General features: G+C 45.8%; 10 protein-coding genes. All 10 read right to left on the reverse strand.

Going from position 1 to position 14705, the window contains the following annotated elements:
* Positions 1–25: 25 nt before the first annotated feature.
* Complete coding sequence (locus AB4589_RS00910) at positions 26–1438, reverse strand: phosphoglucomutase/phosphomannomutase family protein (RefSeq protein WP_372099104.1); 1413 nt, start codon at positions 1436–1438, stop codon at positions 26–28.
* A gap of 74 nt (positions 1439–1512) precedes the next feature.
* Complete coding sequence (locus AB4589_RS00915) at positions 1513–3918, reverse strand: GH36-type glycosyl hydrolase domain-containing protein (protein WP_371709512.1); 2406 nt, start codon at positions 3916–3918, stop codon at positions 1513–1515.
* 127 nt (positions 3919–4045) lie between these two features.
* On the reverse strand, positions 4046–5992 hold the full coding sequence (locus AB4589_RS00920; protein WP_372099105.1) for a beta-N-acetylhexosaminidase: 1947 nt from the start codon (positions 5990–5992) through the stop codon (positions 4046–4048).
* Between the two features lie 12 nt (positions 5993–6004).
* Positions 6005–6889 carry an N-acetylglucosamine kinase gene (locus tag AB4589_RS00925; protein WP_017103857.1) on the reverse strand — a complete coding sequence of 295 codons (885 nt, stop codon included), beginning with the start codon at positions 6887–6889 and terminating at the stop codon, positions 6005–6007.
* Between the two features lie 2 nt (positions 6890–6891).
* A complete protein-coding gene (locus AB4589_RS00930) occupies positions 6892–8613 on the reverse strand; it encodes a glycoside hydrolase family 9 protein (RefSeq protein ID WP_371709515.1) in 1722 nt (573 codons plus the stop codon).
* Between the two features lie 97 nt (positions 8614–8710).
* Positions 8711–9706, reverse strand: coding sequence for an ABC transporter ATP-binding protein (locus AB4589_RS00935; protein ID WP_009847565.1), 996 nt, complete (start codon positions 9704–9706; stop codon positions 8711–8713).
* A gap of 87 nt (positions 9707–9793) precedes the next feature.
* Positions 9794–10777 (reverse strand): ABC transporter ATP-binding protein, encoded by a 984-nt coding sequence (locus AB4589_RS00940; protein ID WP_009847564.1) that lies wholly within the window; start codon positions 10775–10777, stop codon positions 9794–9796.
* 2 nt (positions 10778–10779) lie between these two features.
* A complete protein-coding gene (locus tag AB4589_RS00945; protein WP_372099106.1) occupies positions 10780–11805 on the reverse strand; it encodes an ABC transporter permease in 1026 nt (341 codons plus the stop codon).
* A gap of 2 nt (positions 11806–11807) precedes the next feature.
* Complete coding sequence (locus tag AB4589_RS00950) at positions 11808–12794, reverse strand: ABC transporter permease (protein ID WP_009847562.1); 987 nt, start codon at positions 12792–12794, stop codon at positions 11808–11810.
* A 169-nt stretch (positions 12795–12963) separates the two neighbouring features.
* The gene (locus AB4589_RS00955; RefSeq protein WP_009847561.1) at positions 12964–14646 is read right to left on the reverse strand and encodes an ABC transporter substrate-binding protein; all 1683 of its coding nucleotides are present in this window, start codon (positions 14644–14646) and stop codon (positions 12964–12966) included.
* Positions 14647–14705: the final 59 nt, after the last annotated feature.

The raw sequence follows: 14705 nt of genomic DNA on the forward strand, positions 1-14705 counted from the left end.
TTCAAAACTGCTGCACTCTATAAATCTATAGAGAGAGGAAGTCTTTCACTTTTTGAAGAACACGTTCTGCAGTGTCTTTATCTTCCATTTCTGCGAAGATTCGCAGTAACGGCTCTGTTCCGGAGAAGCGAGCAATGACCCATCCGCCATTCTTGAAGTACACTTTGGCACCATCTTCATAGCTAACTTTTTCAATTTCGTATTCAAATTCAGGCAGTTGCTTCTCTACGTAAATCTTGGTGTAGAGCGCTTCTTTCTCTGAAGGCTTAAACTGGCAATCTCCTTCTGCCGTGTAGGCATAGCCATACTTAGAGTAGATTTCATCAAGTAACTCAGATAACTTTTTACCTGTTACACTGATCATCTCAACCAGTAAGCTTGAAGCAAATACGCCATCCTTACCTTTGATATGACCTCGAATGGTTAAACCTCCCGAGCTTTCACCACCAATCAGTGAATCATCTGCTTCCATTTGAGAGCTGATATGCTTAAAGCCTACAGGAACCTCAAAGCTCTTCTCACCATTATCTGCCGCTACTTTGTCGAGTAGATGCGTGGTGGCGATGTTACGAACGACAGAGCCCTTCCAGCCTTTGTATTCCAGTAAGTAGTAGTAAAGTAGGAGTAGCACTTCGTTAGGATGAATAAAGTGACCTTTCTCATCAATGATGCCTAAACGGTCGGCATCGCCATCAGTACCAATACCAATGTCATAGCCTTCAGCTGCCACTAAATGTTTTAGGCGGTATAGCGTTGCTGCATTTGGGGACGGCATAAGACCGCCGAAATCTGGGTTCTTACCATCGTTGATTACGTCGACATCACAGCGACCGTTGATCAGTACGGTTTGCAGAGCATTTTTCGCAACACCAAACATTGGGTCAATCAGTACGCGCAGGTTGGCTTTCTTTATCGAGTCGATATCAATGAAGTTGATGATTGAATCAACAAAGTCGTTCATCGGGTTGATGATCTCGATTTCTTTGTCGTTTAACGCTTGTTCGAAATCGACTCGTATAACATCTTCGTTGGTCAGTGTTGCGATTTGCTGTTCGATCTTCTCTGTGATGATCTCGTCAGCATCGCGTCCACCTTCAATGAAGATCTTTATGCCGTTATAGTCCGCTGGGTTGTGAGAAGCGGTAATACACGCAGAGTAAATACATCCCATCTCTTTTGCTTGGAACATCACGATAGGTGTTGGAACGAACTTATCAATGAAGCTTACTTTGATGTTGTTCGCCGCAAGTACTTCTGCAAACCAGCATGCCGCTTTATCTGAAAGGAAGCGACGGTCATAGCCGATAACGAAGCCATTTTTGGCTGCATCTTCATTATTGATGATGTTAGCGAGCGCTTGCGCTACAAGGCGAACATTGTCTCTGGTGAATTCTTCACCAATGAAAGCGCGCCAGCCACCTGTACCAAATTTAATCATTAGAAAATCCTTTTAGTCTCATTGCCTCAAGTCGATAAAGACTTGAGGCAAGAGCTGTTCGTTAAATTAAGTGACTAGCCTAGAACAACGACAACATCGTTCACGCTGCCTTCTGCTTGTACTGGGATTGCACCTTCAACTGACTCACCGTTGATAGTGATAGAGGTAACCCCTTTGCTTACTGCATTCGGGTTTTGCACTGTGATGTTGTAAGTCGCGCCACGCCATTGACGAGTAACCTCGAATTCCGGCCAATCAGTCGGGATACAAGGATCGACTGTTAATCCTTCAAAGCCTGTGCGAACACCAAGAATAAAGTTGGTTACCGCGAAGTAAGCCCAACCAGAGGTACCCGTTAACCAAGGGTGGTTTGCACGACCATGGTCTTGATGATCTTTACCCATGATGAACTGCACGTACGAGTAGGGTTCTGCGTAACGTGTTTCAATCATGTCGTTTTGGTTGTACGGGTTCAGTGCGTCGTAGAACTTCATCGCACGGTCACCACGACCTAGCTTCGCTTCTGCTACCCAAGCCCATGGGTTCGGGTGAGAGAAGATTGCGCCATTCTCTTTTACGCCTTGATAAACGCGAGTCACAAAGCCGATATCATCGTTTGGTGTTGCGAATGAAGGAGAATTTAGGTGCAAGCCGTATTCAGAGAATAGGTTCTCATCAACAGCGTCCATCGCTTTCTCGCCACGCTCTTGAGAAACCGCGCCAGATAGAACCGCTAGCGTGTTTGACTCAAGGTGTACACGACCTTCAGCTTGTTGAGCGGTACCGATCTTGTCGCCATTTTTTGTTAGACCACGGATGTACCAGCCACCTTCGTCATCCCATAGGTGTGTTTCACAGGCTTCACGTACGTTCGCGGCCATTTCTGTGTATTTAGTAACGTCAGCATCGTTATTACGGAACTTAGCCAGGTCTAGGAATTCTTGTAGAGCCCAGAAGTGTAGGAATGAAACCATTGACGACTCACCGCCACCTAGGTTTAAACAGTCATTCCAGTCTGCACGAAGGCCCTTACAAATGCCCGTTTGACCCACGTATTCAGCAGAGAAGTTCAGTGCCGCTTTCATGTGTTCGTAAACGGTCGCTTCGCCACCGTCTGCGTATGGGATCACTTCATCAAAGAAGTCGTGTTCACCGGTTTCCATTACATATTTGATGATGGTCGGAACGATCCATAAGTGATCATCAGAACAGGTGTCTTCAATGCCATGGATCTTATCGTCGTCTGAAGGCGTTGGAACAACCGTTGGCGATTTTGAAGGTTCAACATCTGCTTTTTCTGGATCGAACCAGTCAGGATCGAACAAGTGTAGACCGTAGCCCGCTTTCACTTGGCCGCGAAGCAGGTCGATAATACGTTTCTTGGTCATTTGTGGGTTGGCATGAGGTACTGAGATGGCATCTTGCGCAGTATCACGGTAACCAAGGCCAGTACGACCACCCACTTCAATGAAGGATGCAAAGCGAGACCAAACCACACAGGTTTCGGCTTGGTATAGCGTCCATGTGTTGATCATGGTGTCTAAGCCTTCGTTTGGAGACTTAACTTGGAATTTGTTGCAACGCTCGTCCCAGTGATCTTTGATGCCTTGGAAAGCGGCATCGACGTTAGCTGTGTCTTGGTACTTTTCACGTAGGCGCTCACCGTTGCCTTTACCGATACCTAGTACATAAGCAAAGCGAACTTCTTCACCCGGCTGAATCGTAAATTGCTTGTGCAGAGAACCACAGTGGTTGTAACAGGTTTGGGCGCTGTTAGAACATTTACCGTTCTCAACGGCAATTGGGTTCGCTTCATCACGGTACATGCCAAGGAAGTTATCACGTTGGCCGTCGTAGCTGTCTGGTGAGAAAGTTGAAGCTAGGTAGTAGAAACCTTCAAAGTCGTTAGTGTTGTAGTACAGGTCGTATTCAAGAACACCTTCTTGGTAAGACGTACCCGCAGAGTACAAAGACATCTGATGGTTCTGATTATCCGATTGGATGTGGCTGAACGAGAACTCAACAAATGAGAAAGTGCTGATGGTTCTTGGCTTGTCAGTGTTATTTTTCAGCACGACGTCCCAAACTTCCGCATCTTCACCCTTAGGAACGAATAACGTTTTGGTTGCTGTAATACCACTGTATTCACACTTGAATTTTGAGTATGACAGGCCGTGACGAACTTCGTAGTTCGCTTCATCTAGGCTCTTTGCCACAGGCTGCCAAGAGATAGACCAGTAATCGCCCGTCTCATCATCACGCAGGTAAACATAGTGCCCTGGACGGTCGAAGGTGCCGTTTGGACGGAATTTAGTAACACGGTTGTATTCCGGAGAATTGTAGAACGAGTAGCCGCCAGCATTGTGCGAAATCACGGTACAAAACTTTTCAGTACCTAGGTAGTTGGTCCAAGGTGCTGGTACATCAGGGCGAGTGATGACGTATTCGCGATTATCGTTATCGAAATAGCCGTATTTCATTGTCATTTCCTTTTTAACAAACTGCATCTATGCAGCTAATTTTTAAATAATGATGCTGAGTCGAATCTGACTGAGCACCTTAATCAGGGGAAGCAAGCTCTCGACTTGAGTGTGCTTTGGCTTCGTTTTATTCAGCTTTCCAAGGGTTGCGATAATCAACATTGAGTCTGTCGAGTAATGGCAGATGGCCCTTTAGGCGAGATAGGTAATCTAGCCAGTTTCGGTTGTGTTTATGTGTCCAACATCCTTCAGCTAAAGCGCTAATTCTTGGAAATACCATGTAATCCATGCGCTTTTGATTGGTAACGATCTCACACCATAAAGCACACTGAATTCCGCGGATCCGCTTACGAATTGGATCTGTGTCGGATATCTCTGCGAGGGCTTCGTAGGTATAAGCTTGTTCTAAGGGGATAACGGCAGCCCAATCTACGCCCGGTTCTTCCGGTGCATAATCTTGGGTCATGTCGAGATAGGTAAACTGTGCTGGTTGCAGCACCACATCAAAGCCTTGGCGAGCACAATTGATAGCGGCTTCTTCACTGAGCCATGAATAGATGATGGTCTCTTTGCTCACCTTGTCGCCGTGCTGTGCTTCTTCCCAGCCCACCATGCGCTTACCAAGTTGTTTGAGTTTGTTCTCGGCATAGCGGAATAGGTGGCCTTGTAGGTCTTTGCTGTCTTGATACTGGTGCTCTTTCATCAGTGCTTGAGCGGCAGGGCTGTTGGTCCACACACCGGGTGGTACTTCATCTGCGCCCATGTGGATCAATTCGCTAGGGAAAAGCTCTGCAACTTCTTCAATAACGGCATCTAGGAATTGGTAAGTACCCGGTAAACCTGGATTTAGCACGTTGTCGTTGTAGTGCTGAATACTCTTGTATTGTGTGGTGTCTGCTTGCTCAACTAGCATGTCTGGTAGTGATTTGATCGCGGCGCGACAGTGTCCTGGGATATCGATCTCTGGGATCACCGTGATGCTGCGTTGCTCTGCGTATTCAATGACTTCGCGAATCTGTTGCTGCGTGTAGAAGCCGCCATAGTTATCCGCAAGGTGGGTGTATTGCGGTTCTAATGCATGATCAGGACCTCGCCAAGCGCCGATTTCAGTCAGCTGAGGCAGGCTCTTAATCTCAATTCTCCAACCTTCATCGTCAGTTAGGTGCCAATGAAATACGTTGAACTTGTAGTGCGCCAGTTGATTGATTAAACGCTTCACTTGCTCTACCGAGTGGAAGTGACGCGCGCAGTCCAACATCATGCCTCGGTACTTAAAGCGAGGGTGATCGGCGATTTTGCAGCATGGAATAGAAAAATTTTCGGCATCCAGTTGTTGAATCAATTGAATCAGACTTGCCACGGCGTGTGTAAACCCAGACTGGCTACCTGATTCAACAATTATTTGTTGTTCAGTAATGCGGAGTTTGTATTCTGCTTCGTCTAATGTTGGATTGCTGCGAAATAGAATGTCGCCGCTTTCGTCTTTTGAAAGTTCAGTTGAAAGCTCATTCGAAATCGACAGTTCAAAGGTAGAAAGTAACTCTTGCTGCAACCAAGAGACGGCTTTATCTGCAAGGTGAGATTGAACCTCAATCTTGCATTCACAGCTTAGCGCGAAACTACCTTGCTTGAGTTCGATCTGATTTGGTTGAGGAATCAATGCTATCTCAGAAGCGTTAACTTCAGGTATTTGATTGCGTTCACGGTATGGCGAAGCCAGTACTATGGGTGATATCGCGACAGGCAGTACCGATGTTTCTCCATCATGATGTGATTGGATAAATGCATCATTAAGGCCATCAGAATAGAAGCGGAATGGGGCGCTTTGAATACTGAATTCAAGGTAGTAATGGTTATTGGCCTTTAACACGGGCGAACTTGGTTTGAACGAGCAATAGCTTCCAACTTGAGTCAGTTCACCTTGCGATAGACTCTCAGGAAGGATGAATCGGTCAAATGCAAAATGCAGAGACCAATCTTTTACGTCGAGGTCACTTAAATTATGTACCGTAAGGCCAAATCGGCAGTTATTTTTTTGTTCAGAAAGAACAGCTAAGTCGATGCGATAATTCATATAACTTCCCTGCTAAGCCTGTTGATACAAGTTGTGTTGTGACTTGCCGGCAAACATCAATGCGCCTTCGATAGCGTCAAATTGAGGTTTAACGATCCATTGTTGTACTGGTGGTGATAGCCAGTTGAGAATACGCTCAGCGATACTTCCCATTAAGCACACCTTGTCAGCGCCTTTTCGATGCAGCGCTAATACAAACATTTCGATATCGGCTGCAGTCTGCTTAAGCATCTCTATAGCCAGTTCATCGCCTTCATTTGCCAGTTGAAAAATGACGGGAGAGAATTGACCGTAATCTTTTGGAATCGCGCCTTTTGACCATGCCACGATCGCATCAACATCATTATTGAAATGATTCATAACATGTTGAGTCAGTGGGGTTTTGTTACGAATACCATCTTCAGCGAGTAGAACTTGCTGAATTAAACGAAGGCCCATCACTGCGCCGCCGCCTTGGTCAGAAATTGGAAATTCACGACCACCAACCACGTGTTGTTCGCCGTTGTTTAGGTAGATACCACATGAACCTGTACCACCAATCATGATCGCGCCGTCTTGGCCATTATGTGCACCAATACATGCACCATAGGCGTCTGTATTGAGTGTCATACTTGCGAAAGGGTGTGCTTGTGCCATGAAGTCGAGCCATGCTGACTTCTGTTCAGCACCAGCTAGCGCCAAACCAACATGCATATTAGAAAAATCGTTAGAGTTGAGTTGCCCTTGTTGTGCGGCTTTAGTAATCGCATCAACAATTGAACTCATTGCAACATCGACACCCAAAAGGATGTTGGCACTGCCACTTTTCGCTTCACCAATGAGTTTGCCTTGGTCATCACGAATGCGAGCACGGCAAGATGTACCGCCACCATCAATACCTACGTAGTAAAGCGTCATGATTATTGCTCCTTACTTTGTGCTAGGAAGTTGAATTGCGCAGCCGTTGCTAGCAAATACCACGCTCCATGAGGGATCCATTGTTCACCCCAGCGCCAGTTTTGAAGCATGTCGTCTTTCTGTGCTGGTGGGTTGAATGCGATGTCTTGTTCGTCTTCGAACCCTGCCGTGATGCCATTGCAAATCCCGCCTTTGGCATTGAAGAAACCAAGTTGTGGTAGATAGTCTGGGTTGTTATGACCGTGGCCATCAAGCATGCACATGTGGTATGGGTTGAGGCCCAAAATCCAGTCAAGGCTATTTTGTGAAAGTTGGATTAGACTCTGCTGAAGGTCATTATCTTTAATGTGCGGTTGAACTAGGTAAGCCATGGTCGCAATTGAGCCAAGACGTGCGTTTTCGCCTTGCCACCAGTAGCCAGTTTCGTTTTGTTGAGCGACAAAGAAGGCATCGCGCTTAACACCATCGACAGACTTTACGTACTGTCTTGGGTAGCCAAATGGATTGATAACTTTGTCGGTAATGTTGATTTCGAACTGACAAGCTTGCTCAACAACCACACGTGCTTGTTCTTTCAACTCAGTGTCAGTTTCATTATCGATGTACTCGCATAGAGCAATTACAGGAAGGCCAGCTTCAGCTGCATGGAAATAGGGGCGAGAGCCATCAGCATTAGCTGACCAAAAGTGCTCAAATGAATCATCAGATTGCTGACGAGAGATCAAGCGACTAGCCCAAACTCTTGCTTCGGATAGGTATTGCTGGTCTTGAGTTACGCGATACAGCTCATTGGCTGCGAGCAGGGCACAATACTCATCGATGATGTTCTCTTCACCATCGTTTAGGTACTGGAGGTTGTACTCTTTTAGGTGCCAGTAACCCTTAACAGCCGTTTCAAGGTAGGTGTGGCTCGAGTAACTGCCAGAGGTTTCAAGCTCAGATGCAGCAGCCAGTGCTGCAATAGCGACGCCTGCACCTTGTCGGTAGCCAGCTTGTAAGTCTGTTGATTTATGGCCTTCTTGAGTCGCATAAGCGCAGATGTCACGTTGATTGATGTCTTTACTCCACTTGTCGAATACCGTCATGTAAAAGTATCCGTCAGCGTCCTGCATACGCACTAAGAAATCGGCACCGAATAGGGCTTCTTCCACTAAACGAGTCATAGAGAATTTAGGAAAGTCTGGGTTATTGCTAGTCAAGCGCACGCTTTTGAGCATGTTCCAAACAACCATCGGAATTTGTTGTGGGTTGAGATAATTGCCATAAGATAGGTGGCTAAAGTACTTACTTACATCACCCGATGCGTCGTACCAACCGCCATGAACATCGACGTATCTGTCAGTGCCCATAATTTGTGCTTGTCGATCTTTTTTGTCGAAACTACCGCCACAGCGTTGTGACTTAAAGTAATGAAGCACATCAGAAAACGTGTGGTTCATTAATAGGTTGCTACCAATCTCAAATACTTCAGAGCGTAGGTTGTCAAAACGTAGGTAGTAGCGACCAGATTCAGTGAATGAACTGAAATCGATAGTGAAGAATTGCCCTTGATGCCAATTTGCTACGCGGCCTTGTTTAACCACATCAAAACTTCCGACAGTGATATGGTTGTCGGCACACACCAAAAGTGCAGTCGTACTTGATAAGCGAGCTTTCTTCGTTTGCAGAATAGCCTGCTTTGGAGCCGTGGATTCGTAGCCAATATGGTTGGTCAATAACAGCATCAATATTCTCCGACAGTCCTAGTTTCTATTGGCTAGGTACTTGAATGTTTTGGATATAAATAGTTAGGGCCCGCAGACCCTAACTTGGTTTTATTGCTTAGCTTTCGTGTAGGTAACAACGCACAAAGTGGTTATCAGCTAACTGCGTAACCCCTGGTAACTGCTCTTTACACTTGTCCATTGCATGAGTGCAACGGCCTGCAAATGGGCAACCTGCTGAGACTGGTGTCCAAAGAGGGATCTCACCTTTGTTGCCTGCGAGTTGTTCGTGGATCGATTTTTTAGGATCTGGAACCGCAGAAACAAGCAGTTGGGTGTAAGGGTGCTGAGGGTTAGCAATCACATCATCGGTATCGCCCCATTCCACCATGTGTCCTACGTACATCACTGAAAGATCTTCAGCAATGTAACGAGCGGTTGCGATATCGTGGGTGATGTAAAGTAGAGACATTTGTTTCTCAAACTTCATTTCTTCCATCAGGTTCAAAACACCAGCACGAATCGATACATCAAGCATCGATGTTGGTTCATCGGCTAATACAACTTCTGCACCAACTGCAATGTTACGGGCTAGGTTGACACGTTGACGCTGACCACCAGAGAGTTGATGAGGGTACTTCTCTGCCGTTGCTTGTGGTGGCACTAAGCCAACTTGCTCTAGAAGATCGTACACACGTTCCTGTAACTCTTTCTTGTTGCCCGGAGATACTTTTTTGTGGATCAACAATGGTCGAGCTATGTGGTGAAAGATGTTATGTGTTGGGTTCAGGGAACCAAACGGGTCTTGCCATACCATCTGCACGCCTTCACGGTAGTGCATAAGATCTTTTCTGCTTGAGATCTCTTGGATATCACGACCTTTGTATTCGATCGTGCCGCCCGAAGGCGCGTACATTTTTGCGATCATTTTTGCTGTTGTTGATTTGCCTGAACCAGACTCACCAACCACAGCTAGGCCGCGACTTTTATACATCTTGAATGATACGTCGTTAATCGCACGCATCATTGGGGTTTGAATTGTGGTGCTGCTTATTGGGAAGTCTTTTACGACATTCTTGCCTTCTACCAATAATTGACCGAAATCTTTGCTCATAATTGTCTCCAGAATCCTTATTCGCTTTGCTTGCATTTCGGCGGTCGAGCCGCCTTATTCGTTATTCACGCTGAATCAGCGTGCAAGCTATAGCTTCCTTTGTACTATTGGGTCACCGTACAGGTGGCAGTTAGACAAATGTCCCGGGTCGATAGAACGCAGCTTGGTTGGCACCTTGGTACACGTTTCATGTACACGATCACAACGAGCTTGGAAACGACACCCTTCAGGGATCTCTAGCAGGTTCAGAGGGTTCCCCGGAATGCCTGCTAGTTTTGTCTTTGGCCCTGTTAGTGGAGGGAAAGAACTTCCCAGCCCTTTGGTATAAGGGTGGTAAGGGTTTTCTAGAATATCTTGAGCATTGGCAACCTCGATGAGCTCACCTGAGTACATGATGCCGATACGGTCAGAGAACTCGACCATCAATGACAAGTCATGGGTGATGAACAGGATCGAGAAGCCAAACTCTTCTTTTAGTGCATAGATCTTTTGTAGGATTTCGCGTTGAACAACCACATCAAGTGCGGTCGTTGGCTCATCCATAATGATCAGCTTTGGATTCAATGCTAAAGCGATAGCAATAACCAAGCGCTGACGCATGCCGCCAGAGAATTGGTGAGGGTAGTCACTCAATCTGCTCGGGTGAATATCTACGATTTCAAGTAGACCTTCAGCGCGTTGCTTAGCTTGCTCACGAGTCATGTTGGTGTGACGCATAATTACGTCACAGAACTGCTCTTCCATTGGTAATACAGGGTTGAGTGCGTTCATCGCACTCTGGAATACCATCGACATCTCGCTCCAACGGAACGCTTGCATACGGTCATCACTGTATTCAAGGATGTTCTCTCCATTGAAGATAACCTCACCACCACTGATGTAAGCGGGCGGCTTATGCAGACGCATAAGAGAGAAAGCAACAGTTGATTTACCACAGCCAGATTCACCAGCTAGGCCGAATACTTCACCTGGAGCAATGTCGAAACTTACGTTGTTACACGCACGTACATCGCCAGACTCTGTGATGTAATCCACGCATAAATTGCGGATAGAAATTAGTGGTTCAGACATGATTATTTATCTCCGCTCCAAAGTGCATTTTGTGGTGGTAGTTCAGGTTCACGTTCTTCTTTGTCTTGTGCTGCTAATTTCTTCCAACGCTTCATGCCTTTGTGAGAACGCAGTTGCGGGTTGGCAATTTCATCGACAGCGAAGTTAAGTAGAGCAAGACCAGTTACAAGTAGTGTCAATGCGATACAAGGAGCCAACAGTTCCCACCAAGCGCCAATCAGCATTGATGAAGAGGTTTGAACGTTGTAAAGCATGATGCCCCAGCTGATTGTGTTCGGGTCACCAAGACCTAGGAACGAAATCGTTGCTTCCATCATGATTGCGTACATCACCGAGCCGATGAAGCTCGCGCCAACGATAGAGATAAGGTTTGGAAGAATCTCTACGAAGATAATACGAAATGAAGATTCACCCAGAACTTCAGCGGCTTTTACAAACTCTTTTTCACGCAGTGCTAAGGTCTGGGAACGAACAACACGCGCGCCCCAAGCCCAGGACATAAAGCCGATAACCAAGGTTATGGTGAGTGGCCCTGCCTCACCGATAAAGGCTGCAACTACGAACAGTAATGGGTATTGAGGAATAACCAGCATGATGTTCATTGCGGCTGTCAGAACATCATCGACACGGCCGCCAAAGTAGCCTGCGGAAACACCGATAACCGTTGCTAGTAAACATACGGTAAGACCCGCACCAAAACCTACAGCAAGAGATACGCGTGCGCCGTATACCACTTGTGACCAAACGTCACGACCCATACGAGTTGTTCCCAGTACGTGGTCTGCCTTCTTAGACATTATCAACGTACGACGATCGTCTGCTAGGTTTTTAGCAACCCAGCCATCAGGGTTAGTTTGTGCAGACTTAACCACGAAGCCAGGGTATTCGTGTGGATTACCTGTACGTTTGTCTGGCACATGTTTTGTGATCAATGGAGCCGCAATCGCACCAAGAATAAAAATACTTAGGATGATGACGCCGGTTAAGGCCATCGGGTTACGCCAAATGAGTTTTAGAATATCTTTCATGATTATTTACCACCCTTACGAAGACGAGGGTCAAGAACAACGTAAAGCATGTCTGCAACTAGGTTAAAGAACAGCATGAATAGCGTCATGATAAGCAGTTGGCCTTGCAGTACTTGGTAATCACGAGCGTTAATTGCGTTGAAAAGTACGCTGCCAAGACCTGGGTAGTTAAAGATGATTTCGATAATTAACTGACCACCGATTGCCATACCTAGCGACATAGAAAGTGCTGTCACACTTGGTAGCATCGCGTTGCGAGCTGCGTAATTGAATACCACTCGGTTTTCGCTCAGGCCTTTGCCTTTCGCCATGGTGATGTAATCTTCAGCTAGCAGGTTGATCATGTTGTTACGCATGTTTACTAGGAAGCCACCAATTTGAACAATAGATGCACATAGCAAAGGTAAGAAGGCGTGGTAAGCGACATCTTTAATGAATGCCCAGCTTGTCCAATCTGGAATCGTACCTGCGGTATAGGCGTAACCTGTTGGGAACCATTTCAAGCCGATTGCGAAGGTAAACAGCGCAATCATGGCAATAACAACTTGAGGAACGGCTTGTAGAATAAGCATCCCTGGAGTAACAAAAGCATCGTATTTGCTGCCACGTTTCCACGCTGCAAAAATACCTAGGATTGAACCAATAGAGAAAGAAAGAATAACGGCAGTGCCTGCTAAGAATAGCGACCAACCGAATGCGCCACCTAACAGTGTATTTACTGAAAGTGGGTAGAATTGAATTGATGTACCAAGCTCCCAGCTTAGAATGTTCTTCATGTATGCGCCGTATTGAACCAGTAAGCCGCCATCAACGAAGCCTAATAATTCTTTCATTGCCGCAATACGCTCAGGAGTAACTTGAACAGAAGCGTTCGCAAACATCATGGTAACTGGGTCACCAGGCATTGCTCTTGGAATAATAAAGTTTAACGTCGCTGCAACTAATAGCGCGACAAAATAAAATGACAAACGTCTTAAAAAATAACCCATAACTCACACCTTACTCACCCAGATTGTTTCCCTGTTTCTGGATTCAGGTCGCTCCTAGCGAAATTTGGAACGAAAAATCCCCTGACGACTAGCGCCATACTTTCAATTGATAGTGTGGGGATTTTTATAAGCGGCGTAAGAAGTTACGCCGCAAAGATTGAACGATTACTTATTTAACTGGTTTTAGGTCCAGTACATGAAGTAGACGCTCTGGAATACCAGCCCAAATGTTTGGACGGCCTTTTGGATTTTCTTCGTTCCACCAACCAGTGAATCGAGTTGTGTTGTATTGGTACATGTAAGCACCAGACATCACAGGGATAGTTACTTGGTCTGCAGCGATAATTTGCTGGATACCATGTGCAATATCTAGCTGTTCGTTCTTGTCAGCTGTTTTGTAGAAGCTGTTTAGAAGACCATCTAGCTTGTCATTTTTGTAGAAGTGCATAGCGAAACGAGGCATACCATCACCAGATTGTAGTGATGAGTTGTAAGCACTGTTCCAGTACGTGTATGGATCCGCACCGTGGAAGTAGTTTGTGTATGCTACGTCGTATGTACCTTCAAGCATTGCTTGATTGTAAACAGAGAAGTCAGGTGTACGAGCTTTCGCTTTAATACCGATTTCGTTTAGTTGCTCTACCGCAAGTTGAACTGTGTTGTTGAAGTCAGTCCAGCCGTTTGGCGATTGAATCATTAGTTCGAAAGATTTGCCTGATGGAGTGTCAACAAAACCATCTTTGTTTACATCTTTGAAGCCAGCGTCAGCAAGAAGCTTCTTCGCGCCTTCAGCGTTGTAAGTGTTGAAGCCTTTGTATTTGTCGTGAGTTTTTTCATCAGACCAAGCTTCAAACGCGTAGCCAAGACCTGATGCGAAATCGTTCACAGTACCGCCACCGTAGAATGCGATGTCGATGATAGTTTGGCGGTCAAGAGCCATAGAGAAAGCACGACGGAATTCAACGTTGCTCAATGCTTCATGCTTCGCAGCATCAGGGTGTTTGAAGTTAACGATGAATGCTTGTGTACCTGCTGGCGGGTACCAATAGTGGTGTTTAGGGCTTGCTGCAGCGTATGTACGATCGATATCTGGAACGAAAGAAGACGTCCAGTCCATTTCACTGTTTACAACTTTACCTAAGAACTGGTCGTTGTTCGCAATTTGTGGAACACGTAGACAGTCAACATCTAGGTTGTCTGCATCCCAGTAGTTCGGGTTTGCACACTGGATGTACAGTTGCGCTGTAAACGTATCGATTTCTGTAAATGGACCAGAACCTACCGGGTTCTCATTGGTAAACGTTGATGGATCTTTAACGTCTTTCCAGATGTGCTTAGGTACTACAGGTACTTTAGCAATCTCGTAAGGTACGTTTGAGTTTGCTTCTGTTAGTGTGAACTTAACTTGGTTGTCGTTCAGTTTTTCTACAGAAGTTACCCAAGAGTTGATACCAGATTGGTCAAGCTCTGGCTTCTCTTTTACAAGGTTGAAAGAAAAAACAACATCATCAGCAGAGAAAGTTTCTCCATCAGACCATTTAACACCCTTACGAATGTCGAAAACAACGCTCATCAGATCATCTGACATTTTGAAGTTTTCAGCTAGACGGAACACCGGAGTGTTACCGTGCATTTCGTTAAATACTACTAAAGGCTCGTACATGAAGTCAGTTGTAGTATGTAGGTTAGTAGCACCAAGGTACGGGTTAAAGTTACGTACGAATGTAGTGTACTCTTTCGGGTGAACGGTCAGTTCGCTGCGCTCTGCAGCGGTTGCTACTGATGCAAAACCTGTTGTAGCAGTTGCAATAATTGCTGTTGCTATTGCTGTTTTTTTTATATTGGCAAGCATAGCTGTTCCTTACTATTTGCTTTCATTTCACTAATGGATTGAATGTTATCTGTCGCTAA

Origin of the sequence: Vibrio sp. 10N.222.49.A3 (assembly GCF_041475145.1) — a bacterium.
GTDB lineage: Bacteria > Pseudomonadota > Gammaproteobacteria > Enterobacterales > Vibrionaceae > Vibrio > Vibrio tasmaniensis_A.

Coding starts and splice junctions, on each gene's coding strand:
- AB4589_RS00910 (WP_372099104.1), bottom strand. CDS start 1,438: ATGATTAAATTTGGTACAGGTGGCTGGCGCGCTTTCATTGGTGAAGAA.
- AB4589_RS00915 (WP_371709512.1), bottom strand. CDS start 3,918: ATGAAATACGGCTATTTCGATAACGATAATCGCGAATACGTCATCACT.
- AB4589_RS00920 (WP_372099105.1), bottom strand. CDS start 5,992: ATGAATTATCGCATCGACTTAGCTGTTCTTTCTGAACAAAAAAATAAC.
- AB4589_RS00925 (WP_017103857.1), bottom strand. CDS start 6,889: ATGACGCTTTACTACGTAGGTATTGATGGTGGCGGTACATCTTGCCGT.
- AB4589_RS00930 (WP_371709515.1), bottom strand. CDS start 8,613: ATGCTGTTATTGACCAACCATATTGGCTACGAATCCACGGCTCCAAAG.
- AB4589_RS00935 (WP_009847565.1), bottom strand. CDS start 9,706: ATGAGCAAAGATTTCGGTCAATTATTGGTAGAAGGCAAGAATGTCGTA.
- AB4589_RS00940 (WP_009847564.1), bottom strand. CDS start 10,777: ATGTCTGAACCACTAATTTCTATCCGCAATTTATGCGTGGATTACATC.
- AB4589_RS00945 (WP_372099106.1), bottom strand. CDS start 11,805: ATGAAAGATATTCTAAAACTCATTTGGCGTAACCCGATGGCCTTAACC.
- AB4589_RS00950 (WP_009847562.1), bottom strand. CDS start 12,794: ATGGGTTATTTTTTAAGACGTTTGTCATTTTATTTTGTCGCGCTATTA.
- AB4589_RS00955 (WP_009847561.1), bottom strand. CDS start 14,646: ATGCTTGCCAATATAAAAAAAACAGCAATAGCAACAGCAATTATTGCA.